The organism is Streptomyces sp. NPDC091272 (assembly GCF_044757485.1).
GTDB lineage: Bacteria > Actinomycetota > Actinomycetes > Streptomycetales > Streptomycetaceae > Streptomyces.
This window is the reverse complement of the sequence record NZ_JBIVVC010000008.1, coordinates 40,918-66,905: the sequence shown is the minus strand read 5'-3', so window position 1 is coordinate 66,905 and position 25,988 is coordinate 40,918. Positions and strand designations below refer to the sequence as shown.

Annotated in this window: 28 protein-coding genes; 7 read left to right on the top strand and 21 right to left on the bottom strand. The window is 70.8% G+C overall.

What is annotated here, in order from left to right; genetic code table 11:
• Positions 1-68 precede the first annotated feature (68 nt).
• The 5 genes from ACIQM4_RS22500 to ACIQM4_RS22480 form a co-directional block, all read right to left on the bottom strand.
• Positions 69-539 (bottom strand): phospholipase, encoded by a 471-nt coding sequence (locus ACIQM4_RS22500; protein WP_401594362.1) that lies wholly within the window; start codon positions 537-539, stop codon positions 69-71.
• Between the two features lie 277 nt (positions 540-816).
• On the bottom strand, positions 817-1,851 hold the full coding sequence (locus ACIQM4_RS22495; RefSeq protein WP_401594359.1) for an iron-siderophore ABC transporter substrate-binding protein: 1,035 nt from the start codon (positions 1,849-1,851) through the stop codon (positions 817-819).
• Positions 1,852-1,909: 58 nt separating this feature from the next.
• Positions 1,910-2,710: an ABC transporter ATP-binding protein gene (locus tag ACIQM4_RS22490; protein WP_401595025.1), complete on the bottom strand. Its 801-nt coding sequence runs from the start codon at positions 2,708-2,710 to the stop codon at positions 1,910-1,912.
• 83 nt (positions 2,711-2,793) lie between these two features.
• Entirely contained in the window at positions 2,794-3,831 is a 1,038-nt protein-coding gene (locus tag ACIQM4_RS22485) for a FecCD family ABC transporter permease (protein ID WP_401595022.1), read from the bottom strand.
• Between the two features lie 17 nt (positions 3,832-3,848).
• A complete protein-coding gene (locus ACIQM4_RS22480) occupies positions 3,849-4,835 on the bottom strand; it encodes a FecCD family ABC transporter permease (RefSeq protein ID WP_401595019.1) in 987 nt (328 codons plus the stop codon).
• A 287-nt stretch (positions 4,836-5,122) separates the two neighbouring features.
• Between ACIQM4_RS22480 and ACIQM4_RS22475 the strand changes: the two genes are divergently transcribed.
• Positions 5,123-5,656 (top strand): MSMEG_1061 family FMN-dependent PPOX-type flavoprotein, encoded by a 534-nt coding sequence (locus ACIQM4_RS22475; protein ID WP_401594357.1) that lies wholly within the window; start codon positions 5,123-5,125, stop codon positions 5,654-5,656.
• Positions 5,657-5,711: 55 nt separating this feature from the next.
• On the opposite strand, the gene tuf is transcribed toward ACIQM4_RS22475, so the two are convergent.
• Positions 5,712-6,893 carry an elongation factor Tu gene (gene tuf, locus ACIQM4_RS22470; RefSeq protein WP_401594355.1) on the bottom strand — a complete coding sequence of 394 codons (1,182 nt, stop codon included), beginning with the start codon at positions 6,891-6,893 and terminating at the stop codon, positions 5,712-5,714.
• A gap of 100 nt (positions 6,894-6,993) precedes the next feature.
• On the bottom strand, positions 6,994-7,137 hold the full coding sequence (locus ACIQM4_RS22465) for a hypothetical protein (protein ID WP_401594353.1): 144 nt from the start codon (positions 7,135-7,137) through the stop codon (positions 6,994-6,996).
• Between the two features lie 183 nt (positions 7,138-7,320).
• Between ACIQM4_RS22465 and ACIQM4_RS22460 the strand changes: the two genes are divergently transcribed.
• Entirely contained in the window at positions 7,321-8,205 is an 885-nt protein-coding gene (locus ACIQM4_RS22460; RefSeq protein ID WP_401594350.1) for a TVP38/TMEM64 family protein, read from the top strand.
• Positions 8,206-8,371: 166 nt separating this feature from the next.
• A complete protein-coding gene (locus tag ACIQM4_RS22455; protein WP_401594347.1) occupies positions 8,372-9,256 on the top strand; it encodes an undecaprenyl-diphosphate phosphatase in 885 nt (294 codons plus the stop codon).
• A gap of 171 nt (positions 9,257-9,427) precedes the next feature.
• Here ACIQM4_RS22455 and ACIQM4_RS22450 read toward each other — a convergent pair whose 3' ends face one another.
• Complete coding sequence (locus tag ACIQM4_RS22450; RefSeq protein WP_401594344.1) at positions 9,428-10,393, bottom strand: S8 family peptidase; 966 nt, start codon at positions 10,391-10,393, stop codon at positions 9,428-9,430.
• Positions 10,394-10,534: 141 nt separating this feature from the next.
• On the opposite strand from ACIQM4_RS22450, the gene ACIQM4_RS22445 reads away from it, so the two are divergent.
• Both ACIQM4_RS22445 and lnt read left to right on the top strand, forming a co-directional pair.
• Positions 10,535-11,011 (top strand): nuclear transport factor 2 family protein, encoded by a 477-nt coding sequence (locus ACIQM4_RS22445; RefSeq protein ID WP_401594341.1) that lies wholly within the window; start codon positions 10,535-10,537, stop codon positions 11,009-11,011.
• 164 nt (positions 11,012-11,175) lie between these two features.
• Positions 11,176-12,804: an apolipoprotein N-acyltransferase gene (lnt, locus tag ACIQM4_RS22440; protein ID WP_401594338.1), complete on the top strand. Its 1,629-nt coding sequence runs from the start codon at positions 11,176-11,178 to the stop codon at positions 12,802-12,804.
• Here lnt and ACIQM4_RS22435 read toward each other — a convergent pair.
• Positions 12,689-13,594: a Gfo/Idh/MocA family protein gene (locus tag ACIQM4_RS22435; RefSeq protein ID WP_401594335.1), complete on the bottom strand. Its 906-nt coding sequence runs from the start codon at positions 13,592-13,594 to the stop codon at positions 12,689-12,691. The two genes, lnt and ACIQM4_RS22435, sit on opposite strands and share 116 nt — an antisense overlap.
• Positions 13,595-13,735: 141 nt before the next feature.
• Here ACIQM4_RS22435 and ACIQM4_RS22430 point away from each other — a divergent pair, with 141 nt between their 5' ends.
• The gene (locus ACIQM4_RS22430) at positions 13,736-14,377 is read left to right on the top strand and encodes a TetR/AcrR family transcriptional regulator (protein WP_401594332.1); all 642 of its coding nucleotides are present in this window, start codon (positions 13,736-13,738) and stop codon (positions 14,375-14,377) included.
• Positions 14,378-14,523: 146 nt separating this feature from the next.
• On the opposite strand, the gene ACIQM4_RS22425 is transcribed toward ACIQM4_RS22430, so the two are convergent.
• The 7 genes from ACIQM4_RS22425 to ACIQM4_RS22395 all read right to left on the bottom strand — a co-directional run bounded on the left by ACIQM4_RS22425 (position 14,524) and on the right by ACIQM4_RS22395 (position 20,800).
• Positions 14,524-15,018: a hypothetical protein gene (locus ACIQM4_RS22425; protein ID WP_401594329.1), complete on the bottom strand. Its 495-nt coding sequence runs from the start codon at positions 15,016-15,018 to the stop codon at positions 14,524-14,526.
• 92 nt (positions 15,019-15,110) lie between these two features.
• The gene (locus tag ACIQM4_RS22420; RefSeq protein WP_401594326.1) at positions 15,111-15,794 is read right to left on the bottom strand and encodes a uracil-DNA glycosylase; all 684 of its coding nucleotides are present in this window, start codon (positions 15,792-15,794) and stop codon (positions 15,111-15,113) included.
• A 123-nt stretch (positions 15,795-15,917) separates the two neighbouring features.
• Positions 15,918-17,507, bottom strand: coding sequence for an ABC transporter substrate-binding protein (locus ACIQM4_RS22415; RefSeq protein WP_401594323.1), 1,590 nt, complete (start codon positions 17,505-17,507; stop codon positions 15,918-15,920).
• Positions 17,508-17,716: 209 nt separating this feature from the next.
• Positions 17,717-18,478, bottom strand: coding sequence for an SDR family oxidoreductase (locus tag ACIQM4_RS22410; RefSeq protein ID WP_401594320.1), 762 nt, complete (start codon positions 18,476-18,478; stop codon positions 17,717-17,719).
• Between the two features lie 37 nt (positions 18,479-18,515).
• A complete protein-coding gene (gene fabG, locus ACIQM4_RS22405; protein ID WP_401594317.1) occupies positions 18,516-19,277 on the bottom strand; it encodes a 3-oxoacyl-ACP reductase FabG in 762 nt (253 codons plus the stop codon).
• 234 nt (positions 19,278-19,511) lie between these two features.
• Entirely contained in the window at positions 19,512-19,892 is a 381-nt protein-coding gene (locus ACIQM4_RS22400; RefSeq protein ID WP_401595016.1) for a DUF3037 domain-containing protein, read from the bottom strand.
• Between the two features lie 41 nt (positions 19,893-19,933).
• Positions 19,934-20,800, bottom strand: coding sequence for a HipA family kinase (locus ACIQM4_RS22395; RefSeq protein WP_401594314.1), 867 nt, complete (start codon positions 20,798-20,800; stop codon positions 19,934-19,936).
• 170 nt (positions 20,801-20,970) lie between these two features.
• On the opposite strand from ACIQM4_RS22395, the gene ACIQM4_RS22390 reads away from it, so the two are divergent.
• Complete coding sequence (locus ACIQM4_RS22390) at positions 20,971-21,612, top strand: class I SAM-dependent methyltransferase (protein ID WP_401594311.1); 642 nt, start codon at positions 20,971-20,973, stop codon at positions 21,610-21,612.
• A gap of 271 nt (positions 21,613-21,883) precedes the next feature.
• Here the strand turns inward: ACIQM4_RS22390 and ACIQM4_RS22385 are convergent, their stop codons facing one another.
• The 5 genes from ACIQM4_RS22385 to ACIQM4_RS22365 all read right to left on the bottom strand — a co-directional run bounded on the left by ACIQM4_RS22385 (position 21,884) and on the right by ACIQM4_RS22365 (position 25,965).
• Positions 21,884-22,702 carry a MerR family transcriptional regulator gene (locus ACIQM4_RS22385; RefSeq protein ID WP_401594308.1) on the bottom strand — a complete coding sequence of 273 codons (819 nt, stop codon included), beginning with the start codon at positions 22,700-22,702 and terminating at the stop codon, positions 21,884-21,886.
• Between the two features lie 15 nt (positions 22,703-22,717).
• Entirely contained in the window at positions 22,718-23,479 is a 762-nt protein-coding gene (locus ACIQM4_RS22380) for an ABC transporter permease (RefSeq protein ID WP_401594305.1), read from the bottom strand.
• Positions 23,476-24,285 (bottom strand): ABC transporter ATP-binding protein, encoded by an 810-nt coding sequence (locus ACIQM4_RS22375; RefSeq protein ID WP_401595013.1) that lies wholly within the window; start codon positions 24,283-24,285, stop codon positions 23,476-23,478. Before ACIQM4_RS22375 ends, ACIQM4_RS22380 begins: the two co-directional genes overlap by 4 nt.
• 431 nt (positions 24,286-24,716) lie before the next feature.
• A complete protein-coding gene (locus ACIQM4_RS22370; protein ID WP_401595011.1) occupies positions 24,717-24,899 on the bottom strand; it encodes a hypothetical protein in 183 nt (60 codons plus the stop codon).
• Between the two features lie 10 nt (positions 24,900-24,909).
• Positions 24,910-25,965 carry an SIS domain-containing protein gene (locus ACIQM4_RS22365; protein ID WP_401594302.1) on the bottom strand — a complete coding sequence of 352 codons (1,056 nt, stop codon included), beginning with the start codon at positions 25,963-25,965 and terminating at the stop codon, positions 24,910-24,912.
• Positions 25,966-25,988 lie beyond the last annotated feature (23 nt).

Below are 25,988 nucleotides of genomic sequence, written 5' to 3'. Positions count from 1 at the left end.
GGTGGTCGCTGCCCGGGGCGGCCCGGTCCCGCCCCTGGCGCGGGGGCGGAGCCGGGCCACGGCCGGGGTCAGCCGACCAGGGATCTCTCGGTGGCGCCGAGGCCGAGGATCTTCACGGCCTGGTAGTAGGTCCAGGCCGTGGAGTCGCACGAGGTCTTCTTCGCTCCCGAGTACTGGGAGCAGACCCGCTTGAGGTCCGCGTAGAAGGCGTCGTCGATCCGTGCCTTGTTGGCGCTGAACGTGCCGGCCGCCTTGTAGTTGCGGTAGCCGAAGTCGTGCCGGGCGCACGAGGTCTGGAACGGGAAGCCGAACGGGTTGTCGGGCGACGTGGAACAGTAGTCGGTCGTCCAGTCGAAGCCGTACGCCGACCAGTTGCCCTGGTTGGCGCGCGCCGAGACCCAGGACTGGTAGCTGGACGCGCTGGTCTGCGTCCAGCCGCTCAGCACCTGCGGCTTGTCGGCCGGAGCCGCGGAGGCCGGAGTGGCGAGCGCGAGTACGGCGGCGGCGGTGGCGAGCCCGGCGGCGAGAAGACGGCGCATGGAGGTTCTCCAGTCTGCGGGGCACCGGACGGATACCGGTGCGGCGGGCTACAGACTGTGAGTAACCGTCAACTGTGGAGAAGGGTTACCCGAAAGCATCACCGTGCCTGCGGGGAACCTCTACGAACCGGGGCCGGCACACCCCGCGGGTTCACCCCGCCGCAAGCTGCGGCGGGGTGAGAACGGCTTCAACCGCCTTGCACGGAGGAGCAGTTGAGCGGCCGGTCGGGCGCGGGGTGTGTTCTCCCGCAGGCGGACCGGCCCCGCCCCCGGTGCGTCACTTCAGGGTCGCGGCGAACTCCGGGACCACCTTGTCCAGCGCGTACGAGACGGACAGGACCGAGTCGGTGGCGAAGGCCGTGCTGAGGTCCGACTTCGGGTCGAAGACGATGTCGTGGCCCGCCTTGACCGCGGGGATCTCCTTGTACAGCGGGTCGTTCTTGATCTTCGACGCCTCGACACCGATGGGCGCCATGACCATCAGGTCCGCGTCGAGCATGTCGAGGCTCTCCCGGGAGACCTCGACGGAGAAGGACTTGCCCGCCTTGGCGTCGACGGCGGGGTTGTTCTTGAGGCCGAGGCGCTCCAGGAAGTCCACCCGGCCGCTGCCCTTGACGTAGGCGCCGTACCCGACGCTGGTGAGCGAGCCCGCGGTGACGGTCTTCCCCTTGAACTCGGGGTGCTTCGCGGTGGCGTCCTTGAACTTCTTCCCGGTCTTCGCGATCAGCTCCGCGCCCTTCTCGTGCAGACCGAGAGCGTCCGCGACCATCTTGGTCTGGGTCTCCCAGTTGGTGAGGTACTGGTCGCCGCCCTTGGGCACGCCGACGGTGGGCGCGATCTTGCTCAGGGTGTCGTAGCGCTTCTGGTCGCCGCTGGACTTGGTGTCCAGGATCAGGTCCGGCTTGAGGGAGGCGATCTTCTCGAACTCCGGCTCCAGCGTGCCGATCTTCTCCGGGCTCTTGTTGTAGAGGCCCTTCGCCCACGGGCCCACGCCCTCGCCCCCGAAAGCGAGCCAGTCACTGGCGCCGACCGGCTGGACACCGAGGGCGAGCGCGGTCTCCGCGTCGCCCCAGCCGAGCGCCACGACGCGCTGCGGCTTCTTGTCGACCTCGATCTCGCCGAACTTGGTGGCGACCTTGACGGGGAAGCCCTTGTCCCCGGAGGAGGCGGCCGGACCGCCGTCGTCCGACGACGAGGAGCAGGCGGCCAGGGAGCCGGTGAGCGCGAGCGCGGCCACCACGGCGGCGACGGAGTTGCGCCGCGAGGACCGGGCCGAACGCCGGGCGAGGGAGGACATACGCGAATGAGCCATGAAGTGCAGCCAGCCTAGGTGTGAGGTGGATATTCCGTGTGCTTCCCCCCGGTGCCGGTCAGCCCACGCGGTGGCGGCCGATCGGAACGATCATTGGGGTGCCCGACACCGGGTCGGGCACCAGGGACGAGCGCATCCCGAAGGCCTCGTTCACCAGTTCTTCGGTGACGACGTCCTTCGGCACCCCCTCGGCGATCACCCGGCCGTCCCGCATCGCGACGAGGTGGTCGGCGTAGCGGCAGGCCAGGTTCAGGTCGTGCAGGACGACGGCGATGGTGGTGCCGTGCTCCTCGTTGAGGTCGACGAGGAGGTCCAGCACGTCCAGCTGGTGGCTCACGTCCAGGTAGGTGGTCGGCTCGTCGAGCAGCAGGATGTCGGTGCGCTGGGCCAGCGCCATGGCGATCCAGACCCGCTGGCGCTGGCCGCCGGAGAGTTCGTCCACCGGCCGTCCGGCCAGTTCGAGCACGTCCGTGGCGAGTAGCGCGTCAGCGACGGCCGCGTCGTCCTCGGGGGTCCAACGGCGGAACCAGCCCTGGTGCGGATAGCGGCCCCGGCCGACGAGGTCGCTCACGGTGATGCCGTCCGGTGCGACGGGGGCCTGCGGCAGGATGCCCAGCCGGGCGGCCACCTCGCGGGTCGGCATCGAGTGGATGTCCCTGCCGTCCAGCAGTGCCTGGCCGGAGACCGGGTTCAGCAGCCGGGCCATGGCACGCAGCAGCGTCGACTTCCCGCAGGCGTTCGGACCCACGATCATGGTGATGCGGCCGGGCGGGATGTCCAGACTCAGTCCCCGTACCACTTCGCGGCCGTCGTAGCCGAGGCGGATGTCCCGTGTGCCGAGGGTGGATCCGGCGCCCATGCGCGTGTCCTTCTGCTCGTGAGTCATGGCCGGGCGGGCCTGTGCGCGGGTCTCGTCCGTCAGGTCCCGGTCGTGCGGCGTGGTCATCCGGCCCTCCCCGTGCGGTTGGCCCGTGCCAGCAGCCACAGCAGGTAGGGGGCGCCGATCAGGCTGGTCACCACGCCGACCGGGAACTGGCTGGACCACAGCAGGTGCTGCGCGGCGAAGTCGGCGGCGGTCACCAGGAGGGCGCCGGTGAGGGCCGCGGGTACCAGCGCCGCTCCCGAGCCGGGCACCAGCCGCCTGGCCACCGGCGCGGAGACGAACGCCACGAACGCGACAGGGCCCGCCGCCGCCGTCGCAACCCCCGCCAGGGCGACCGCACAGCCGAGCAGCGCGAGACGGCTGCGTCCCACATGGGTGCCAAGGCCCGCGGCGGTGTCGTCGCCGAGCTGCATCGCCCCGAGGTCGCGGGCGGCGAGCGCCGTCAGCGGGAGCAGCAGCGCCAGGGCGCCGAGCAGCGGCCACACCTGCTCCAGGGAGCTGCCGTTGAGACTGCCGGTCAGCCACACGAGCGCCTTCTGCGCATCGGCGACCTGGGCGTTCGTCAGCAGGTACGAGGTGATGCTGGAGAGCCCGGCCCCGATGCCGATGCCGACCAGCACGAACCGCTGTCCCGACACTCCGCCACGCCGCGAGACGGAGTAGATGAGGGCGGCACTGACCAGCGCGCCCGCGAGCGCGGCTGCGGACAGGCCGATACCGCTGACGGCGAAACCGAGGGAGGCCAGCACGGCCGCCGCACTCGCTCCCTGGCTGATGCCGATCACGTCGGGGCTGGCCAGCGGGTTGCGCAGCAGGGCCTGGAACAGCGCGCCCGCGAGTCCGAAGGCCAGGCCGACGAGGAGCCCCAGCACCACGCGCGGCAGCCGCAGCTCCACCACGATGAAGTGCGCGCTGCGGTCGCCGCCGCCGAACAGTGCCTTGACGACGTCGCCGAGCGGCACGTTCATGTCGCCGAAGCTCAGCGCGGCGCAGAACACCGCGACGACGGCGACGAGCAGCACCAGTTGCACCAGGACCACGCGGGCCCGTCCGCGCCGGCGCACCGCGTGCAGGCGCTGCACGGCCACGGCGCGCATGTCCGTGTTCGTCCCGCTCACAGCTCGGCCAGCTTTCTGCGGCGTACCAGCAGGACGAAGGGCACCGCCCCGATCACGGCGGTCAGGATGCCCGCCTGGACCTCTCCGGGCCGGGCGATCACCCGCCCCACGATGTCCGCCGCGAGCAGCAGGACCGGGGCGAGCAGGGCGCTGTAGGGCAGGATCCACCGGTAGTCGGGGCCGGTGAACATGCGTGCGGCGTGCGGCACGACGAGCCCGACGAACGCGATGGGGCCGACGATGACGGTCGCCGCCCCGCAGAGGAGGACCACCGCGAGCGCCGACGCCGCGCGGGCCGCCCCGACCCGCTGGCCGAGGCCGCGGGCGAGGTCGTCGCCGAGCGAGAGGGCGTTCAGCCGGGGGCCGAGGAGCAGCGCGAAGGCGGTGCCCACCACGAGGAAGGGCAGTGCCTGCCAGAGCACGGCGGGGTCGCGCCCGGTGAGCGAGCCGACCTGCCAGAAGCGGTACTGGTCGAACGACTTCGAGTCGGTGAGCAGCATCGCGGTGGTCAGGGAGAGCAGCGCCGCGCTGGTGGCGGCCCCGGCCAGGGCCAGTTTGACGGGGGTGGCGCCCTCGCGGCCCATCGAGCCGATGCCGTACACGACCAGGGAGGCGACCAGAGCTCCGGCGAAGCCGAACCAGATGTACCGGCCGGGGTCGGAGAGGCCCAGGATGCTGAGCGCGAACACCACGGCGGCCGAGGCGCCTGAGTTGACTCCGAGGATTCCGGGGTCGGCGAGCGGGTTGCGGGCGACTCCCTGCATGACCGTGCCTGCCAGGCCCAGTGCGACGCCCGCCAGCAGGCCGGACACCGTGCGCGGAATCCGTACCTCGCGCAGGATCAGCTGTCCCTTGTCGGCCAGGTCGGGATCGGTGATTCCCGGCAGCAGGTCGGTGAGGGACACGTCACCGGCGCCGACCATGAGGCTGGCCCACAGTGCGACGAACAGCAGCGCCGCCAGTACGAGAAGTCCGGCCGTCAGCGCCGGGGCTCCGTGGCTGCCACGCGCGGGCCCCGAGAGAGTCGAACCGGTGGAGGGTGCGCCGCCCGGGGACTTCGTCAGGGCTCGGCCCTTCAATGCCCTCGCCCTTCGGGGCCCTGGCCCGCTCGGCTGGTCCCAGCCATGGTTTCAACCGCTCCTTGCTCCGCCGGGAGCGCCTCTCAGCTGCCCATTTCGACTTCGGTAAGGTGAGCCTAACATCTGCTTTTGGCCACTTGATTCTGCCGACTTTGAGGTTCTCCGTGCCTGATGCCGCGATATCCGCACCCGTGCCCCCGCCTTCCGAGTACTCGCCTCGGACCCACCTCTGGCGGGAGCTCGGGTCCGGTGAGGAGCTGACCGAGCTGCTCGGCGCGCCGCACCCCATCGTCATCGACAAGGTGCACGGCGAACTTGACGAGGACGACCTGGGGATACTGGCCCGCTCCCCGTTCTGCATGCTCTCCACCTCGGACGCCGAGGGCAATTGCGACGCCTCCCCCCGCGGCGACGCGCCCGGGTTCGTCCACGTGCTCGACGCGCGGACCGTGGTCCTGCCCGACCGTCCCGGAAACCGGCGCAGCGACAGCCTCCGCAACGTCCTGAGCAACCCGCACGTGGGCCTCCTCCATCTGGTGCCCGGCAGCTCCGAGATCCTGCGTATCAACGGCCGGGCCCGGATCCTGACGGACGCCCCGTTCTTCGACCTGCTCACCGTCAAGGGCCGGCGCCCGCAGCTGGCGCTGGTCGTGGACATCGACGAGATCTTCCTGCACTGCTCCAACTCGCTGCGCCGCTCGGACCTCTGGCAGCAGGAGGCCTAGGAAAGCGCCGTCCCGACGTCCGGTCGTCCGGACATCGGGACGGCCGCGGGACGGGTCAGCCGACGACCTCGGTCACCGTGCCCGCGCCCACGGTGCGCCCACCCTCGCGGATCGCGAAGCCGAGGCCCGGCTCCAGCGGGGTGGGACGGCCGAGCTCGACCGTCATGGTGACGGTGTCGCCCGGCCTGGCCACACCCGCCTCGCCGAGGTCGACGTCACCGACGACGTCGCCGGTACGGATGTAGAACTGCGGCCGGTAACCGGTGGCCACCGCCGTACTGCGACCTCCTTCGCGCGCGGACAGCACGTACACCTGCGCGCGGAACTTCCGGCCCGGCGTCACGCTGCCGGGCGCCACGACCACGTGCCCGCGGCGCACGGCGTCCCGCGGCACGCCACGCAGCAGCAGAGCCACGTTGTCCCCGGCCTCGGCGGACTCCATCGGCTTGCCGAAGGTCTCCAGCCCGGAGACCACGCTCTCCACCCCGGCGCCGAGCACCTCCACCCGGTCGCCGACCCGCACCGTGCCGCGCTCGACCGCGCCGGTGACGACGGTGCCGCGCCCGGTGATGGTGAGGACGTTCTCCACCGGCAGCAGGAACGGCGCGTCGACGTACCGCTCGGGCATCGGCACGTAGGTGTCGACCGCGTCGAGCAGGGCCTCGATCGCCGCGACCCAGCGGGGGTCACCCTCCAGCGCCTTGAGGCCGGAGACCCGCACCACCGGCGCCGCGTCGCCGCCGTAGCCGTTGGCGGTCAGCAGTTCGCGGACCTCCAGCTCGACCAGGTCGGTCAGCTCGTCGTCACCGGCGTCGGCCTTGTTGAGGGCGACGACGATGTGGTCGACGCCGACCTGACGGGCCAGCAGGACGTGCTCGGCGGTCTGCGGCATGATGCCGTCGAGCGCCGACACGACGAGGATCGCGCCGTCCAGCTGGGCCGCTCCGGTGACCATGTTCTTGACGTAGTCGGCGTGGCCCGGCATGTCCACGTGGGCGTAGTGGCGGGTGTCGGTCTCGTACTCGACGTGGGCGATGTTGATGGTGATGCCGCGCGCGGCCTCCTCCGGCGCCCGGTCGATCCGGTCGAAGGGCACGTAGCTGGTGCCGCTTCCGGTGCCGCGCTCGGCGAGGACCTTGGTGATGGCGGCGGTCAGGGTGGTCTTGCCGTGGTCGACGTGCCCCATGGTGCCGATGTTGAGGTGCGGCTTGGTGCGGACGTATGCCGTCTTGGGCATGGCTTTTTCGTTCCTCTGCGGAGTACTGCGAAGCGTGCGGGACCCCCTGGGCCGGCCGACCCTCCCCGTGTGGGGTCCGCCGGACGCGCTGCGGGAAGGGTCAGCTTCGGGCGCCGCCGAAGGGCGCTGCGGCAGCTGCTGCCGCGGGGAACGCGGCGTGTGCCGCGGGGAGGAGTTCGATGACGGCAGCCTTCGGCGCGCCCGCGACTGCGGGCTGCGCTGTGAGGAAGGCGTACCGGAACATGCGGCTGATCCTGCCCTGTGCGCCCGTATCGGTCGAATGGTTTTCCGCGGGGCCCGGCGCGCCGCCTCGGGCGCGAACCAGCGGGAGAGGCGCCCGGCGCCGTCCTCCTCAGCCGTTCGGGTCAAGGGGGTGGTGCGAGGCACATTACGGCGATCACACACGTATGTCGGTTAGTCTCCCGGGATGTTCGACCAAGCCACCCGGGCCACGGCAGCCCGCACGGAAACACCGCGCACGGTGCGCTGCGCGAGGGCGCTGATGTCGCCCTGGTCGCGGCTCGCGCTGCTCGCGGTCGTGCTGGCGTCGGCGGCCACGGCGGTCCTGCTGTACGAACCGCAGAAGATGCTGGCCGACGGCTGGCCACCACAGTTGGGCGGCGTCACGGCCGCCGTGCTGTTCGGGGTGGCGTACGGACTGTGCACGGTGGCCTTCGTCCCGCGGCCGATTCTCAACCTGGCGGCGGGCGCGCTGTTCGGCACCGCCCTCGGCCTCACCACGTCGATCGGCGGCACGGTACTGGGCGCCGGCATCTCCTTCGGTCTTGGCCGGCTGCTGGGCCAGGACGCGCTGCGGCCGATGCTGCGGGGGCGGGTGCTGCTGGCGGCCGACGGTGTGCTGAGCCGGCACGGCTTCCGGTCGATGCTGGCGATCCGGCTGTTCCCCGGGGTGCCTTTCGCTGCCGCGAACTACTGCGCCGCCGTTTCGCGGATGCGGTACCTCTCGTTCCTGTCGGCGACCGGGCTCGGTTCGATCCCCAACACCCTCGCGTACGTCATAGCCGGCAGCGAGGCCTCGTCGCCGCGGTCCCCCGCGTTCCTGATCTCCACGGGTTTCATCGTGGTGTCGAGCGTGGCGGGAGTCGTGGTGGCTTGGCGCAAGCGCCACTCGATCGGCCGTTCCGCGGGGCAGCGGTCCGCGGCGGCGGACGGGCCGCGGACGGCAGCACGGACGCGGCCGGGCGCGCAGGATCCGGCGCCCGGAGAGGCGCCGGGCGCGGGCGCAGCATGTCCGGCCGGCAAGGTGCACTCACTGGTGAAGGCCTCGGCCTTCCCCCTGCCGAACAAGTGAACACCCGCCCTCGCCTGGGCAGATGAACATCCGGTCACGACACCGAGCCACGCCCGTCGCCCGCTGAACACCCCCAGGACACCTCCCGCGGGTACGCTGCGCACCACTCACCCCACCCTCCGCGCGGCGCAGTGCTGCGCGCACACCCGGGACGGCGCCACCCCATATGAGCTGGTTCGAATCCTTTGTTCTTGGTCTGGTCCAGGGGCTGACCGAGTTCCTGCCCGTCTCGTCGAGCGCACATCTGCGCCTGACGGCAGCCTTCGCCGGCTGGCACGACCCGGGGGCGGCGTTCACCGCGATCACGCAGATCGGCACTGAGGCCGCGGTCCTCATCTACTTCCGCAAGGACATCGCGACCATCGTCTCCGCGTGGTTCCGCTCGCTGCGGGACAAGTCGATGCGCGGTGACCACGACGCGCAGCTCGGCTGGCTGGTGATCGTCGGCTCGATCCCGATCGGCGTGCTCGGCGTCACGCTCAAGGACCAGATCGAGGGCCCGTTCCGCGACCTGCGGCTGATCGCCACCACCCTGATCGTGATGGGTGTCGTGCTCGGCGTCGCCGACCGGCTCGCGGCGCGCGCGGAGGCGAACGCGGGCTCGGCCCGCCACCAGGCGGGCAACCACCGCAAGACCCTCAAGGACCTCGGCGTCAAGGACGGCCTGATCTACGGGTTCTGTCAGGCGTTGGCGCTGATCCCGGGCGTCTCCCGCTCCGGCGCGACCATCAGCGGCGGTCTGCTGATGGGCTACACGCGTGAGTCGGCGGCGCGGTACTCGTTCCTGCTGGCGATTCCCGCGGTGCTGGCTTCGGGGGCGTACGAGCTGAAGGACGTGGGCGAGGGCCATGTCTCGTGGGGACCGACGGCCTTCGCCACGCTGATCGCCTTCGGGGTGGGGTACGCGGTGATCGCGTGGTTCATGCGGTTCATCTCCTCCCGGAGCTTCATGCCGTTCGTGTACTACCGCATCGCCCTCGGCATCCTGCTGTTCGTCCTGGTCGGCACGGACGTCCTGAGCCCGCACGCCGGCGAGTCGGCGGGAAGCTGAGCGGTACGGGAGGGACGCACGGAAGCTGGGCGGTACGCCCGGGAGGGGCGGACGGACGCTGAGCAGCACCCCCGTGAGGGACGCACGGAAGCTGAGCGGCACGCCCAGGGACCGCGGCGGAGAAGCGAGCCGCGGCCCGCCAGGGCCGCCTCGGGCGCCCCGTCCGCGTCACTACTTCGCCGTTCCCACCGCCGCCGCCGCGTCGACGATCCCGAGCCCCAGTTTCGGCAGTTTCTGCGGGTTCTTGGCGGTCGTCCTGATCGCCGCCATGATCTGGTCGGGGTTGCGGTCCTGGGAGTGCAGGAGGGCCGCCACCGCCGATACGTACGGCGCCGCCATCGACGTCCCGTCCAGCGTCCCGTACCCGGTCCGGTTCTTGGCCGACTCCTTCGTCGCGTACGTCGGCAGCGTCGAGAGGATCTTCACGCCGGGTGCGCTCACCGCGTCCTGGGCACCGAAGTTCGAGAAGTCCGCGGGCCTGTTCGCAGGGCCGCTCGCGCCGACCACCAGGACGGGGGTCCGCGGCTTGTACGGCTGGAGGGCCGTGCCGTCGTTCCCGGCCGCCGCGACCACCACCGCACCCTTCGAGTGCGCCGCCGCGATCGCCGAGTTGAGGACACCGCCCTTGAGCAGGCGGGCCATCAGGCCGGACTCACCGAGCGAGAGGTTGATGACGTGGGCACCGTGGTCGGCGGCCCAGGTGATGCCCTTGGCGATGTCGGCGTCCTTGCCGCTGCCGTCCGCGCCCAGCACCCGTACCGGCATGATCTTCGCGTCGGGGGCGCCCCCCGCGATGCCGACGCCGTTGTCGGTCGCCGCGGCGGCGATGCCGCTGACATGCGTGCCGTGGCCGTTCTTGTCGGTGGGGTCGTTGTCGTTGTCGACGAAGTCGTAGCCGTCGACCAGCCGGCCCTTGAGGTCGGGGTGCCCGCGGTCCACGCCCGTGTCGACGACCGCGATGACGGTGTCGTCCCCCTTGGCCCTGTCCCAGGCGTCGGGCAGCTTCAGCGAGGTCAGCGCGTACTGCTGGTCGCGCATCGGGTCGGGTTTCGTCGTCCCGTCACCGCATCCGGTGACCAGGGCGGCCGAGGTGACCGCGGTCGCCAGCAGGACGGAGGCCGTTCGACGCACACCCACAGCAGCACCTCACGAATGACCGGTTGATTATGGAATGGCACGTATCGGCCGATCGTAGAAGTGCCCGCGTCCCGGCGCACGGCGAGCACTCGTGCCCCACGGGCCCTTGGCGCCGCGCCCCCGCTGCCCGAGACTGACCCGATGACCCAGCGTGTGGAGCTCGCGACCGTAATGGACCGGCTGGCCGTCGACGCGGTGATCACCGGTTACGCCGTGGCCGTCGACGACGGCGACTGGACGGCGTACCAGGCACTCTTCACCCCGGACGGGCGCGCCGACTACCGCTCGGCCGGCGGCATCGAGGGCCCCGCGCGCGAGGTCGCCGGATGGCTTGCCGAGATGCTGTCGATGTTCCCGGTGCGCCAGCACCTGATCGTGAACCGGCGCCTGGAGCTGGAGGACCTCGACGGGTACACCGGGGACAGCGCCGTGCTCCAGGCGGACTACCTCAATCCGATGCGACTGGACCGGCCGGGCGGGACGAACGGCGACGCAGGCGCGCCCAACTTCGTCACCGGCGGGCGCTACACCTTCGGGCTGGTGCGCCGCGACGACGGCGCGTGGCGGGTGCGCCGGGTGACCGTGCACGAGAAGTGGCGGCGTACCGGCGCCCCGTAGCAGCGGCCGGCGGACGCCCACCGTGGGCGTGGGCGCGGTCCGGCGGGCGCCCGCTGTGGGCGTACCGGCGCCCGTAGCGGCGGTCCGGCGGGCGCCCACTGTCCCCCCGCCCGCCGCTCCCCCACACTGGGGGCAATCACTCCGGTGGCGAGGAGGCGCGCGGGATGCCGAAGCACTGGGTGTCGCCCGCCGGGCCGGGCCGCCCGCTCGGGTCGGCGTGGGGGCGCGGGGCCGCGGCGGTTCTCGCCGGGGCACTGCCCGTGCTCGTCTTTCCCGCGCCGGGCCTGTGGTGGTTCGCCTATCTCGCCCTGGTGCCGTGGATGCTGCTGGTCCGCTCCGCGCCCACCGGGCGGCGGGCCGCGCTGGACGGGTGGCTGGGCGGTACCGGGTTCGTCCTGGCCGTGCACCACTGGCTGGTGCCGAGTCTGCACGTGTTCACCGTGGTTCTGGCGGCGCTGCTGGGTCTGCTGTGGCTGCCGTGGGGGTGGCTGGTGCGCAACCTGCTCGGCGGCCGACCGACCGTGCCGCGGGCACTGGCCGCCGTCGCCGTGCTGCCCTCCGGCTGGCTGATGATCGAACTCGCCCGGTCCTGGGAAGGTCTCGGCGGCCCGTGGGGCCTGCTCGGCTCCTCCCAGTGGGACGTCACGGCCGCACTCCGGCTGGCGTCGCTGGGCGGGGTGTGGCTGGTAAGTCTGCTGGTCGTCGCGGTGAACACCGCCGTCGTGCTGCTCGTGTCACTGCCGTACGTACGGGTGGCCGCCGCGGCGGCGCTCCTCGGCTGCGCGCTGACGGCCGGGGCCGCCTGGCTGTGGGCGCCGCGCCCCGAGCACGCGCACACCGCCCGCGTCGCCGTCGTGCAGCCGGGGGTCTTCGACGGCGTCGGGAGCGCCGAGCAGCGGCTCGCCCGCGGCGAGGAGCTGACCAGGAGGCTGGCCGGGCAGCGCGTCGACCTGGTGGTGTGGGGCGAGAGCAGCGTCGGCGTGGACCTGCCGGCCCGCCCGGACGTGGCGGCGCGGATCGCCGCCCTGTCCCGCCTCGTCGGCGCGGACGTCCTCGTCAATGTGGATGCGAGGCGCTCCGACCGGCCCGGCATCTTCAAGTCCTCCGTGCTGGTGGGGCCGCGGGGCCCGACAGGTGCGCGTTACGACAAGATGCGGCTGGTGCCGTTCGGCGAGTACGTGCCCGCCCGCAGCCTGCTCGGGTGGGCGACCTCGGTCGGCAAGGCAGCGGGTGAGGACCGGATGCGCGGCAGCGCACCCGTGGTGATGCCGCTGCCGAACGGGCTGCGGCTCGGGCCGCTGGTCTGCTTCGAGTCCGCGTTCCCCGACATGAGCCGACGGCTGGCCAGGGACGGGGCCCAGTTGCTGATCGCGCAGTCCGCGACCTCGACCTTCCAGGAGAGCTGGGCGCCCGCCCAGCACGCCTCGCTCGCCGCGCTGCGGGCCGCCGAGACCGGGCGGCCCGTCGTGCACGCCACCCTCACCGGGGTGAGCAGCGTCTACGGCCCTGACGGTGCTCGGCTCGGCGCCCCGCTGGGCACCGACGAGAGCACCGCCGCCGTCTACGACGTACCGCTGGCGCGAGGTCTCTCCCCGTACGCGAGGTACGGCGACTGGGCGCTCTGCCTGGCGATGGGCGTGCTGGCCCTGCTGTTCGCGGCCGAGGCGGTGCGCAGCTTCAGGAAGCCTGCTCCAGAGCCCTCCGTACCACCTGCTCACACAGCTGGTGGGTCGCCAGTGCGTCCCGTGCGCCGATGGACCGCTGTGCCCGTACGGCGTCGAGGAAGCCGGTGACGGCCTGCTCGATGCCGCGCTGGCGGGCCACCGGAACCCAGTCGCCGCGGCGCCTGACGCTCGGCTGCCCCTTGTGGTCGACGACCTCGGCCAGGTTGAACACCTGCCGCTTGGTGTCCTGCCCGGACACTTCGAGGACCTCCTCGGTGGAGCCGGAGAGGCGGTTCATGGTGCCGATGGCGGTGAAGCCGTCACCGGAGAGCTGGAGGACGACGTGGTGCAGCAGCCCGTCGACGATCCTCGCCCGCACGTCGACGTGGTCGATCTCGCCCGGTGCCAGGAAGCGCAGCGTGTCGACGACGTGGATGAAGTCGTCGAGGACGAAGGTGCGCGGGTCCTCGGGCAGGCCGACCCGGTTCTTCTGCATCAGGATCAGTTCGCGCGGGTGCTCGGCACACTGGGCGTAGGCCGGCGCGAGGCGCCGGTTGAAGCCGACCGCGAGGCTGACACCACGCTCCTCGGCGAGCTCCACCAGCCGTACCGAGTCGGCCAGTTCGTACGCGAGGGGCTTGTCCACGTACGTGGGGACGCCCGCCTCGATCAGCCGGCTGACGATCTCGGGGTGGGCGGCTGTCGACGCGTGCACGAACGCGGCGTCCAGACCCTGCGCGAGCAGGCCGTCGAGCGTGGTGTGGGTCTGCCCGGCCGGCACCCGGTGGGTCCGCGCGACCCGGGCCAGGTTGGCGGGGGTGCGGGTCTGCAGGTGCAGCTCGGTCTCCGGCAGGGTGGCGAAGACCGGCAGGTAGGCCTTCTGCGCGATGTCTCCGAGCCCGATGACGCCGACCTTCACGGGGGTCTCCCTCTGTAGCGCTGTGCCTGTTGTGCCTGGTGGACGGGGCTTCTCGGGCAGCATACGTGCGCCGCGGCGACCGCCGGACGCCGATACCCACCGCCACCACTACAGAAGTAGTGGGCCGGGTAGATTGCTCCCATGACCGCGCACACCTCCTCTCCCGCCGCCCCACGCTCCGAACTGATCGCCGACGCGGCCCTGTCGCTGCTGGTCGGTCGGGGCATGCGCGGACTCACCCACCGGGCCGTCGACGAGGTCGCGGGCCTGCCCCAGGGCTCGACCTCGAACTACGCACGCACCCGGCAGGCGCTGCTGGAGGCGGCGGTGCGCCGCCTGGCGGTCCGCGAGGCGCACGCACTGGGCATGGCGGAGCTGCCCGGCCCCGCCACGAACGCGCCCGCGGGCACGGACAGGGACCCGGCCCGAGACACCGAGGCACTGCTCGACCTGCTCGCGCGCGTGCTCCACGGCTATCTCACCGGTCACCGCGATCTGCTCGTCGCCCGCTACGAACTGAGCCTGGAGGCCACCCGCAGGCCCGAACTGCGGGAGTTCTACGACGCCACGGGGCGGGCCGGGTTCCGGGAACCGCTGGAGGCGATGATGACGGCGGCCGGATCGAGCACCCCGGAGCGGCACGCGCTGTCCCTGGTGGCATGGGTGGAGGGGCTGATGTACTCGTGCGCCGCGGGCTCCTACCACTCGTCGGTGCCCAGCGAGGAGGAACTGCGCACCGGGTTCGGGGAGTTGCTCCGCGGGATGCTCGGGCCGACCGCGTAGGCGGGGTGTGCGCGCCTCACTCGTGCGGGGCAACATCGGGCTCCGATCTTCCCCCGGGTGTGCGCGATCGGCGGAGTGGCGCGGGTGCAGGACGAGCCCACTCCCCCGCCGGCCGGCCCACTTCCCCGCCGGCCGGTCCACGCGCCCTACGGGCCGTCCGGCGCGAGCCACGCCTCAAGCCTGCCGACCGCCGCCCGGACCCCCGTGCCGTACACGTCGTCGGCCAGGGAGTCGCAGAGGCTCCTCGCCCGGCGCAGATGGATGCGGGCCGCCTCCTCGCGGCCGAGCTTCACGTAGTCGGCGGCAAGGTTGAGGTGGAGCGAGGGGTGGAACCCGAGGAGTTCCGCCGAGCTCCCCCCGGTCTGCCCCGGCGCGCCGCCGTCCCGCCCGTCGGCCGCGGCCAACGCCCGCAGGTCCCACAGCAGTTCGTCCCGTGGGTCGTCCTGGGCGTCCGCCATGTAGTGCGCCACCATGCACCGGTGTCGCGCGTCGGCGAAGGCGTCGAGCTCCTCCCAGAGGGCGCCGAACCTGCTGCGCGCCTCCTGCCGGTCGCCGGCGTGGAGCAGCATCGCGGTCTGCCCGATCCTGGTCGTCACCGTGTCCCCGGGCGCACCCTCGCCGTCCCCCTGCTGCTCCACCACCGCGGCCTCCGCTGAACCCCGTACGCGCACCTGCGCCCGCACTCACTGGTACCGGTGACGCTAGCCGCAGCAGACCGCGATCGCGGTCAGGCTCAGCCCAGGTTCGGCACGGTCCAGTCGATCGCCTCGTGACCCTGCTCGGCGACCGCCGCGTTTATCTGCGTGAAGGGCTGCGAGCCGAACCACTTCTTCGCGGACAGCGGCGAGGGGTGCGCGCCCTTCACCACGGCGTGCCGCTCGGTGTCGATCAGGGGGAGCTTCTTCTGTGCGTAGTTCCCCCACAGGACGAAGACCGCGGGATCGGGGCGGGCGGCGACCGCGCGGATCACCGCGTCGGTGAACTTCTCCCAGCCCTTGCCCTTGTGCGAGTTGGCCTCGGCCTTGCGCACCGTGAGGACCGCGTTGAGCAGCAGCACGCCCTGCTCGGCCCACGGCATCAGATAGCCGTTGTCCGGGATCGGGGTGCCCAGCTCGGCGTGCATCTCCTTGTAGATGTTGCGCAGGGAGGGCGGGGTCCGCACGCCGGGCCGCACCGAGAAGCACAGTCCGTGCCCCTGGCCCTCGCCGTGGTACGGGTCCTGGCCGAGGACCAGGACCTTCACCCGGTCGTACGGGGTGGCGGCGAGGGCGGCGAAGACCTCGTCCCGCGGCGGGTAGACCGGTCCCCTCGCCCGCTCGTCCTCGACGAACTCGACCAGCTCCTTGAAGTAGGGCTTCTCCAGTTCCTCGCCGAGGACACCGCGCCAGGACTCGGGCAGCATCTGGATGTCGGTCACGTCAACAACCTCCGGTGAAAGATCCGTTCTCGTCGCAAGAACCTACCGGCCACCACTGACAACGCCCGACCGTCCGCGACCACCGCTGTCCGGACTGCCTCTCCCCTCGCCCGCCCGGGGCCGCTACCAGCTCGTCTTGCGGAACAGCTCCCACACCTGCATCACGGTCTGCGGGTCCAGCGCCCGCTCGGTGCCCCCGATGTCCTCGGACGCGGCGACGTACATCTTGCCCTGCCACAGCGGCAGCAGCCGGACGTCACGCATCAGGATCTCCTGGGCCTTCACGAAGTGGTCGGCCGCCCGTGCCCGGTCGTTCTCGCGGCGCGACTTCGGCAGCAGGTCCTCGGTGATCTCCGGCACCACGTAGGGCGTGGAGATCGCGTTGCGCTCACCGACGAAGGGGGACACGAAGCTGTCGGGGTCGGGATAGTCCGGTGCCCAGCCACGGCCGAAGACCGGGTAGTCCCCCTTCTGCACACCCTTGCGGAAGTCGTTCCAGGGCAGGCCCTTGACCGTGATCCTGAACAGTCCCGACGCGTCGAGCTGACGCTTGAGCTCGGCGAACTCCAGGGCGGTCGCCGAACCGTAGCGGTCGGTGGAGTACCAGAAAGTCAGCGGAACCGGCCGGGTGATGCCCGCCGTCCGCAGAATGCTCCTGGCCTTGGCAGCGTCGGGTTCGCCGTACGTGTCGAAGAAGTCGGTGGTGTGTCCGGCGATGCCGCTCGGCACCATCGAGTACAGGGGCTCCGACGTGCCCTTGAAGACCTTCTCGACGAGGGCCGTCCGGTCCACGAGCTGGGCGATCGAGCGCCGGACCGCCGGGTTGGCCGCGTTCGGGTCCTTCGGGTTGAAGACCAGGTAGTGGATCTCCGAACCGGGCGACTCGGTGACCTTGACCGGGCCGTCCGACTGCTGGTGCTGGAGGCCGACCACCTGCTCCGCGGTCAGTCCTCGGAAGGTCGCGTCGATCTGCTTGGCCTTGAGCGCCTCGACCATCTTCCGCGAGTCGTCGAAGTACCGGATGGTGACGGCGTCGTTCTTCCGGTCGGCGAATCCCTTGTACGACGGGTTGCGCACCAGGTCCGCCCCGGAGTCCGCGCCCTCGGGCCGGTAGGCCTGGAGGTTGTAGGGGCCGGAGCCGGTCAGGGAGTTGCCGGTGCGCAGCCGGTCCGCCGGATAGGCGGCCGGGCTCACCAGCGACATGCCGGGGGTGGCGAGGACGAACGGGAAGGTCGCGTCGGGCTTGTTGAGGCGGAAGACGACCTTGTCCGCCCCCTGCACCTGGACCTGCTGGAGGCTGCTCAGCAGTCCGTCGGGGCCACCGTCCGCACCGATCTTGCGGATCCGTTCGATCGAGTGCCGGACCGCGGCGGCGTCGAGCTTCGTACCGTCGGAGAAGGTCAGTCCCGGCTTGAGGGTGCAGGTGTAGACGCGGTGGCCGGCGTCGTCGAAGCCGCATGCCTTCGCCGCGTCCTCGGTGGGCTCGACGCTGCCGGTCGGGTAGCTCAGCAGGGTCTGGAAGACGTTGCGGTACAGCTCCCAGGAACCGTCCCACGCGCCTGCCGGGTCAAGTGTGCTCGGCTTGCTGGTCGTTCCGACGGTTATCTTGCTCTCCATGTCGGAACTGTCCTCGGACAACACCCCGCAACCCGCCAGCAGGGATATGGCCGTGAGGGCGGCAGCGGCCCTCGAACTCCTGGCCCGGTCAAACACGTGCACGCTCCTCGATCAACCGTGGGTCGGCAGACCATACCGCAACGGCCCGCCGGAACAACGGAGTTGTCCAGCGGGCCGATCACCGTTTCAAAACAATTGGTTCACGGGGCGGGCGGTGGGCCCGTGCGCGGGCCGACGCGCACCCGCAAGCCACGACCGACGCACCCGCACGCTCGGTCCCGCGCACCCCGGTGAGCACTCCTGCGTCAGTGCACCCCTGCGTTGAGGAAGATGCCGCCGTCCACGACGAGCGTCTGACCGGTGATCCAGTCCGACTGCTCGGAGGTGAGGAACGCGGCGGCGCCGCCGATGTCGGACGGCACGCCGAGCCGGCCGAGCGGGTACGCGGCCGCCGCCTCGGCCTCGCGGCCCTCGTACAGCGCCTGGGCGAACTTGGTCTTCACGACGGCGGGCGCGATCGCGTTGACGCGCACCTTGGGGGCGAACTCGTGCGCCAGCTGGAGCGTCAGGTTCACCATCGCGGCCTTGCTCATGCCGTACGCCCCGATGAAGGGCGAGGCCGAGACCCCGGCCACCGACGCGATGTTGACGATCGCGCCCCCGTTGACGCCCTGCCAGGCCTTCCAGGTCTGCTGGGCGAAACCGAGCGCCGAGATGACGTTGGTCTCGAAGACCTTGCGGGCGACGTTCAGGTCCATCTCGGCCATCGGGCCGAACACCGGGTTCGTACCGGCGTTGTTGACGAGGAAGTCGACCCGGCCGAAGGCCTCCATCGTCCGCTCGACGGCGACGGCCTGGTGGGCCTCGTCGTGCGCCTTGCCCGCGACACCGATCACCCGGTCCGTGCCGAGCTTCTCGACCGCTTCCTTGAGCGCTTCCTCGCCGCGGCCGGTAATGCACACCCGGTCACCGCGTGCCACGAGCGCCTCGGCGATGCCGTAACCGATACCCCGGCTGGCGCCGGTGATCAGCGCGACCTTGCCGCTGTCCTGCACTTCTTGCGTCATGAGCGTGATCCCCTTGGATACGTGCGAGGTACGGGCGTCAGTTGAGCGGGCCGCCGGCGACGTACATGACCTGACCGGAGACGAAGCCCGCGGCGTCGCCGGTGAAGAAGGCGATGGCGTTGGCGATGTCCTCGGGGTGGCCGACGCGCTGGACCGGGATCTGGGTGGCGGCGGCGGCCTGGAATTCCTCGAAGCCCATGCCGACGCGCGCGGCCGTCTGCGCGGTCATCTCGGTGACGATGAAGCCGGGGGCCACCGCGTTGGCGGTCACGCCGAACTTGCCGAGCTCCTTGGCCAGGGTCTTGGTGAAGCCCTGCAGCCCCGCCTTGGCGGTGGCGTAGTTGGCCTGGCCGCGGTTGCCGAGCGCCGAGCTGGACGAGAGGTTGACGATACGGCCGAACTTGGCCTCCACCATGTGCGCCTGGCAGGCACGCGACATCAGGAAGGCGCCCTTGAGGTGGACGCCCATCACGGTGTCCCAGTCCAGTTCGCTCATCTTGAACAGCAGGTTGTCGCGCAGCACGCCCGCGTTGTTGACGAGGATCGTGGGCGCGCCCAGCTCGGTGACGACGCGCTCGACGGCCACGGCCACCTGCGCCTCGTCCGACACGTCGCAGCCGACGGCGAGTGCCCGGCCGCCGGCCGCGGTGATCTTCTCGACGGTGTCCTTGCAGGCCGCCTCGTCGAGGTCGAGCACGGCGACGGCACGGCCCTCGGCCGCGAGCCGCAGTGCGGTGGCGGCGCCAATGCCGCGCGCCGCGCCGGTCACGATCGCTACACGCTGCTCGGTGGTGGACATCCTGGGTTCTCCTCGCGATTGGGGACCGCTCGACCGCTGAGCAACCGCTTAGTAGGCCCAGCAGACGAGACGCTAGAAGCCACGGCACCCGGTGTCAACGGCCGCCCCGGACCCCGACGAAGATCACACCTCGCGGCCCGCCCCACACTCCGCGCACCGGCTCACCCGCTCCTGGTACGCCGATAGGCCGTCACACCAGCGCTCGTGGTGCGCCGGTACGCCGTCACACCAGCCTCAGTGCACCAGCACATCGAGCAGACGCGCCAGTTCCGCCCGTGGGTCGGCCGTCAGCCCGGTGTGCACGGGGCCCGGCTGCACGACGGCCGAACGCGGTGCGCTCAGCCACCTGAACCGCCGACCGGGGTCGTCCCCCGCCGCCTGGCCCGCCGCGTCGCCGCCCCCGCAGAGGCCCTCGACCGCGCGCAGCGCGGCCCGTACCCCGACCACGTCCGCCCGGGGGTCGAGGGCGAGGAGCTTGCCCTCGTCCAGGTGGGTGAGGGCGGCCGCGAACGACTTGGCCCGGCAGTAGACCATCACCCCCGCGTTGAACATCTCGCCGCGCTCCACCCGTGGCACGACGCGCACCAGTGCGTACTCGAAGACATGCCGCTGCACGGGGCCCTCGCCCGCCGCGCCGGGCCGCTGCTGCTGTTCGCTCACTTGCCGCCACCGTCCTGCTGCGCCTGCTGCTGTGCCTTGGTCGGGTGCGGCCACGGCTTGACGTGCTCGGTCAGCCAGCCGGGGGCCTGCGAGGGCCGGTCCTGGGTGGGTGCTTCGAGGGTGATCCGCTCGTGGATGGTGGCGGCCCGCGGCAGCAGGGCGTCCACATAGGCGCGGCGCAACGCGTCCGGGCTCTCGAAGCCGGGCTCGCCGGCCAGCCACACGTCGGGCACCTGGGCGGTGACCTCGGTGAGCAGTTCCTCGGTGACCAGTGGCGCCAGCTCGCGCGCGGCGGCCCGCACGTCCGGCTCGAAGCGGGCCAGCGCGTGGTCGGAGGCGTTGTACGGCTTGGCGGACGCGGTCTGCGCGGTGGGCCAGTTGTGCTGCCAGATCATGGTCGCGCCGTGGTCGATGAGCCACAGGTCGCCGTGCCAGACCATCATGTTCGGATTGCGCCAGGACCTGTCGACGTTGTTGATCAGCGCGTCGAACCAGACCACCCGCCCCGCCTCGGCCGGGCCCACCTCGTACGCGAGCGGATCGAAGCCGATGGAGCCCGGCAGGAAGTCCATGCCGAGGTTCAGCCCGCCGCTCGCCTTCAGCAGCTCCTGCACCTCCTGGTCGGGCTCGCCGAGCCCGATGACCGGGTCGAGCTCCATGGCGACCAGCCGCGGCACGCGCAGCCCGAGCCGCCGGCCGAGCTCCCCGCACACGACCTCGGCCACCAGGGTCTTGCGCCCCTGCCCCGCGCCGGTGAACTTCATGACGTACGTACCCAGGTCGTCGGCCTCGACGATTCCCGGGAGCGAGCCGCCCTCACGCAGGGGCGTGACGTAGCGGGTCGCGATGACTTCGGTCAGCATTTCGCCAGGCTATCCGGCGCCTCCGCCTGCACATCCACGGGACGCCGGCAGGCGGCCTCGATCCGGACTGGCGGTGCAGCAGAAGCGCGGCAATGACCCCGTCGATCTCATCACGAAGCACCCCCAGGGGATGTCCAGCACCGCAGATGAGCCCGTGCCATGATGACGCCGTGCCGTTCAACCACAACGAGCATTATCACGACCTCCTGCTTCGCACGCTTCCCGTGCCTTGCCGAAGGGCCCTTGATGTGGGCTGTGGCGCAGGAGAGTTCGCTCAGAAACTGGCGCTCCGAGGAATTGCGGTGGATGCCGTTGACGCGGATCGCGAGGTCATCGCCGCCGCGCGGGCGCAGGCTTCTGCGCTGGATCTCCCCGGGCGGATCCGCTTCGAACAGGCGGACATCAGCCGTATGCCACTCCCGCCCCAGACGTACGACTACATTTCCTGCCTGGCCAGCATTCACCACGGTCCCATCGAGACCGTCGAGAAACTCCGCGAATCGCTGACCCCGAACGGGGTCCTGGTAATCCTCGGCTGCTATCGAGAAGCAACACTCTGGGACCACGCTCTCAGTCTGCTGGCAGTCCCGGTGAACACATCCTGGCGCACCGTGGTGTTCCTCCGGGAGAAGCGGCTGCGGACCCGAGCCCATCCGCAGACCCCTTCGACCCCCGTGACGCCCCCCGCCATGACCCTCGCCGAGATCAAGGCATACACCGGCGCTCACCTCCCGCAGAGCCGCATTCGACGGCTCCTTTTCTGGAGGTATCTTCTGGTCTGCCACAACGACCAGGACACAGCAGCAAAGTGACGAACCACCAGGAGCAGGAGGCCTCTCAGTCCCCTCGCGCGACGTGCGTCGCATTCAACGACATGGGACACGTGCTCATTACTCGTCGACGCTCCCCCGAGCGATGGGAAGGCCCGCACGACCGAAGATTCCGTCCACCTCGTCCGTGTCTTCGGAATCTCCATCACCCCTGCCATGAAGTACATACACGCTGCCCACCCCCACCGCCTCGGCCCCTGTTCCGCACTGAGGCAGACGGTCGCCCCCGCGAAGCACGTGCGCCCAGCTGGCGTCACTCCAGGGCGCTGGCCTGCCGTAAGGATGGCGGCAGCTCATTGTTGAGTCTGTCGGCTGGAACTCGCTCGATGCGGGTCCAGCCCCGCCAGCCTCGCTCCTCCAGGATCGCCATCAGCCGCGCGGCGTGCGGTGAGGACTCGACCATGGTTGAGTCCAGCAGGTCGACAAACTGATCGTCGATGCCGTCATCGGCACCCACCTCGCCGACCTCCACAGCGCGAACCATCAAGCGCTCCATGATGTCGGCGACCTCGACTACCCGCGGATCCTCGGCCGGCCAGTCGAGTGCCCCGCTGAGAAGGCTGTAGAGCCTCACCATGTCGGGGTCGTCCAGCTCCTCGTGCTTCTTGGCGATCACGGAGTCGATCGAGTCCGGCACCTGGGCGGCTATCATGATCCAGGCGTCCCGCTCCATCTCGATGTACCGCTCCTCAACGCCGAGACCGCGCAGCCGGTCGAGGTAGTCCACAACGCTCTGCGGAAGCGCCAGGTGCTCTCCGGCGGCGAGCCTGGCGAGTCGGCTGCGAGTGTCCTGCAGCCGCCGGATCTCGGCACGCAGGGCCTTGTCGATCTCCTGGACGCCACCGGCGAACTCCTCCGGGCCGGCGGCGAGGAGTTCCTGTACCCGGGCCAGCGGCACGCCGGCGTCTGCGAGGGTACGGATCCGGATCAGCCGCACGATCGCGGCAGCGTCGTAGGTCCGGTATCCGGACCGGTCGCGCTCGGGCTCCGGCAGCAATTCGATCCGGTGGTAGTGGCGCACCGCCCGCACCGTCACCCCGGCGTACGACGCGAGTTGGCTGATGGTGAGCATGGGTCTCAGCCTGCCTCAGGCGATCTTCCGGCGGTAGGCGGCCATCGCGAAGATGTACGCCACGACGAGGATGCCGACACACCACGCGAGGGCGGTCCAGATGTCGTCACCGACCGGCTGCTGGGCGAACAGGTTGCGGATCGTGTTGACGATCGACGTCACCGGTTGATGTTCGGCGAACCAGCGCACCGGGCCGGGCATCGTCTGTGTGGGCACGAACGCCGAGCTGACGAACGGCAGGAAGATGAGGGGGTAGGCGAACGCGCCGGCGCCCTCGACCGACGACGCAGAAAGCCCGGGGACCACGGCGAGCCAGGTCAGCGCCAGGGTGAACAGGAGCAGGATGCCGGTGATCGCGAGCCATGCCGACACTCCTGCGCCTGAGCGGAAGCCCATGAGCACAGCGACGCCCACGACGAGTACGAGCGCGATCAGGTTGGCGACCAAAGAGGTGACGACGTGGGCCCACAGCACGCCCGACCGCGCGATCGGCATGGACTGGAATCGCTCGAAGATCCCGCTCTTCACATCGGTGAACAGCCGGTACGCGGTGTAGGAGATGCCCGATGCGATGGTCATGAGCAGGATGCCGGGCAGCATGTAGTTCACGTACGAAACCGACCCGGTGTCGATGGCACCGCCGAACACATAGACGAACATAAGCATCATGGCCACCGGTGTGATGGCGGTCGTGATGATGGTGTCCATGCTGCGTGTGACATGGCGCAGGGTCCGCCCCGTGAGCGCGACAGTGTCGTTGAAGAAATACGTGGTCATCCTCGTCCCCCAGACGTCGTGCCAGTGACGTCGCTCTTTTCGCTGCCGCCGATGACTGCGAGGAAGATTTCCTCGAGAGTCGGCTGCTTCTCGATGTACTCGACCTTGGCGGGCGGGAAGAGCTGCTTGAGCTCGGCGAGGGTGCCGTTCACGAGGATCCGACCCTGGTGGAGGATCGCGATCCGGTCGGCCAGTTGCTCGGCCTCGTGCAGATACTGCGTGGTGAGCAGCACCGTCGTTCCGTGGCCGGCGAGTTCCTTGACCGCCTCCCACACCTCGATGCGGGCCTCGGGGTCAAGTCCGGCTGTCGGCTCGTCCAGGAAAATCACTGGGGAATTCCCGATGAGGCTCATCGCGATGTCCAGCCGGCGGCGCATCCCACCCGAATACGTGGACACTCTCCGCGCGCCCGCCTCGCTCAGCGAGAATCGCCTCAGCAGGTCGTCCGCAGTCGCGCCAGGGTCCTTGATGTGGCGCAGCCTGGCGACCAGGGCGAGGTTCTCCCGACCGCTGAGGATCTCGTCCACGGCCGCGAACTGTCCGGTGAGACTGATGGATTCCCGCACGTTCGCCGCTTGCGTCGCGACGTCGAAGCCATTGACGTTCGCCGCCCCCGCGTCGGCTTTCAGGAGCGTGGTGAGAATCCTCACGGTTGTGGTCTTGCCCGCACCGTTGGAACCGAGCAGGGCGAAGATGCTGCCCGGCGTGACGTCGAGGTCCACACCGCGCAGCACTTCGAGCTGCCCGTACGACTTCTTGAGACCTTGCACGCGAATCGCCGGGCCGGCGATCGATTGGGCTGTCATGGTCATCTGCCTCCTTCGCGGAGCTGTTCCGGGCGACTGCACGGAAGCTCCACCCGGAAGGATGGAGGGTTGACCCAGCGTCAAGGTCAAGCCCGTTCCGACCACGGCTCTCAGACCCGCCAAATGGGCAGAGGTGGAAGACGCTCTCCCACGGCTTCGCCCGCTTTGCCGCCCCCGCGCGGAGGACGTTCACGCAGCCAAGGGCTCCGTCACTCTCCGCGTCCACGAAGGGACCGAGGCCCTCTCTCTCCTCCCCCTGACGCTCACCTCCTCAGCGGTGCCCTTCGCGAGTGCGTCCGTCGTGGCCAACTGGACGACCGCGAGGGCCTGGGCGGCGAAGCTGATGTCCATGGTGTCCATGGAGGCCGGTGGGAGGGCCGCCACACCTATTTCGACGGTGCCGTGGCCCGGCGTTGGCCAGGATCACGCTGTTACGGAGGCCGGCCGGGTGTGCGGCGGCCAACACACCGATACCGACATCCTGATGACCGCCACGGGGAGTCCATCGCGCGCAGCGGATCTGTCTCGGTGACGGCCACCACGGCTCCGAAACCCTTCGCGCGCTCGGCAATTCCCCTGCCGACGTTCCCGTATGGCGCGCGACGTAACGGCAGCGACGGCGCGTCAGGAGGAGTGGGACGTGAGGGCGGCGACGGCGAAGTCCTCGGGGTTCAGGCCCCCCTGCTTGGTGTCGTGGTTGGCGAACACGAAGGACTCGATGGGCACGTCCCGCTCGATGCTCAGGGCCTGGACCAACTCCTGGACGACCACGGTCTCCAGGACCGCGCGCGGGCCCACCGCCACCTCGGGGATGCGGACCACTCCGAGGTGCTCACCGGGGTCGACGTCCTGGGTGGTGACGAGGAGCGTGAGGTGTCCGGCACCGGACAGAGTGTGGGCCAGGTCGATCTCGCGGCCGTCGCCGAAGACGACGTGCAGGGTGTTGCCCGCCGACTCCATCTCGCCGTGCAGGTAGTTGCGGGTGGCCGACGCCGCCGCCGGCATGCGCGGGACCTCCCGCAGGAGCAATGCGGCCTCCTCCGCGCTCGTACGGGAGCCGCCGGAGGCGACGCAGTCGGCGGCGACGCACGCGGCGGCCCGGGGAAGCAGCGGGGCGATCGCGGCGGCGGCGAGCTCGCGCACGGACCTGACGCGCGCGCCGATGCCTTGCCACGGGTCGCCGGCCCGGCCCGCCATGGCGCCGGCGATCAGGTCGAGGGCGACGATCGTGCCGGTGAAGCCGATGGTGGACGCGAAGGAGTCGGGTTCGTTGCCGAGGTCCACGGTGAGGTCGGCGAGGTCCCCGAGCGGCGAGGGGCTGACGTTCAGGACCGCGACCGTACGGGCCCCCTCGGCAGCAGTGAACGCCGCGAGGGTTTCCGAGCTCCGGCCCGACTGTGAGACGCCGAGCAGCAGGTCCGTGTCGAAGCCGGACAGTCCGCTCTCGACCTCGCTGGAGAGCACGCGCTGCGCGGCGACCCCGTGGGCGCGCAGGACCTCGACGGGCGCCGCGAGGGCCGCGAACGAGGCTCCGATCCCCGCGAACACGGGCCGCCTGGCGGAGCGCAGCTCCTCGTGGCTGGTGCGCGCGAGCTGGGCGCGCACATGGGCGGCGACGCGTTCCAGGGCCTCGGGCTGGCCGTCCTGGCCTACGTGGAAGGTGATGCGGGAGCCGGACATGGGGTTCCTTTCCAGGGCTCGTT

Excerpts from the sequence above, each read along its gene's own strand:
- ACIQM4_RS22500 (WP_401594362.1), bottom strand. The coding sequence starts at position 539 with ATGCGCCGTCTTCTCGCCGCCGGGCTCGCCACCGCCGCCGCCGTACTC.
- ACIQM4_RS22495 (WP_401594359.1), bottom strand. The coding sequence starts at position 1,851 with ATGGCTCATTCGCGTATGTCCTCCCTCGCCCGGCGTTCGGCCCGGTCC.
- ACIQM4_RS22490 (WP_401595025.1), bottom strand. The coding sequence starts at position 2,710 with ATGGGCGCCGGATCCACCCTCGGCACACGGGACATCCGCCTCGGCTAC.
- ACIQM4_RS22485 (WP_401595022.1), bottom strand. The coding sequence starts at position 3,831 with ATGCGCGCCGTGGCCGTGCAGCGCCTGCACGCGGTGCGCCGGCGCGGA.
- tuf (WP_401594355.1), bottom strand. The coding sequence starts at position 6,893 with ATGCCCAAGACGGCATACGTCCGCACCAAGCCGCACCTCAACATCGGC.
- ACIQM4_RS22465 (WP_401594353.1), bottom strand. The coding sequence starts at position 7,137 with ATGTTCCGGTACGCCTTCCTCACAGCGCAGCCCGCAGTCGCGGGCGCG.
- ACIQM4_RS22460 (WP_401594350.1), top strand. The coding sequence starts at position 7,321 with ATGTTCGACCAAGCCACCCGGGCCACGGCAGCCCGCACGGAAACACCG.
- ACIQM4_RS22455 (WP_401594347.1), top strand. The coding sequence starts at position 8,372 with ATGAGCTGGTTCGAATCCTTTGTTCTTGGTCTGGTCCAGGGGCTGACC.
- ACIQM4_RS22445 (WP_401594341.1), top strand. The coding sequence starts at position 10,535 with ATGACCCAGCGTGTGGAGCTCGCGACCGTAATGGACCGGCTGGCCGTC.
- lnt (WP_401594338.1), top strand. The coding sequence starts at position 11,176 with ATGCCGAAGCACTGGGTGTCGCCCGCCGGGCCGGGCCGCCCGCTCGGG.
- ACIQM4_RS22430 (WP_401594332.1), top strand. The coding sequence starts at position 13,736 with ATGACCGCGCACACCTCCTCTCCCGCCGCCCCACGCTCCGAACTGATC.
- ACIQM4_RS22410 (WP_401594320.1), bottom strand. The coding sequence starts at position 18,478 with ATGACGCAAGAAGTGCAGGACAGCGGCAAGGTCGCGCTGATCACCGGC.
- fabG (WP_401594317.1), bottom strand. The coding sequence starts at position 19,277 with ATGTCCACCACCGAGCAGCGTGTAGCGATCGTGACCGGCGCGGCGCGC.
- ACIQM4_RS22395 (WP_401594314.1), bottom strand. The coding sequence starts at position 20,800 with ATGCTGACCGAAGTCATCGCGACCCGCTACGTCACGCCCCTGCGTGAG.
- ACIQM4_RS22385 (WP_401594308.1), bottom strand. The coding sequence starts at position 22,702 with ATGCTCACCATCAGCCAACTCGCGTCGTACGCCGGGGTGACGGTGCGG.
- ACIQM4_RS22380 (WP_401594305.1), bottom strand. The coding sequence starts at position 23,479 with ATGACCACGTATTTCTTCAACGACACTGTCGCGCTCACGGGGCGGACC.
- ACIQM4_RS22375 (WP_401595013.1), bottom strand. The coding sequence starts at position 24,285 with ATGACAGCCCAATCGATCGCCGGCCCGGCGATTCGCGTGCAAGGTCTC.
- ACIQM4_RS22365 (WP_401594302.1), bottom strand. The coding sequence starts at position 25,965 with ATGTCCGGCTCCCGCATCACCTTCCACGTAGGCCAGGACGGCCAGCCC.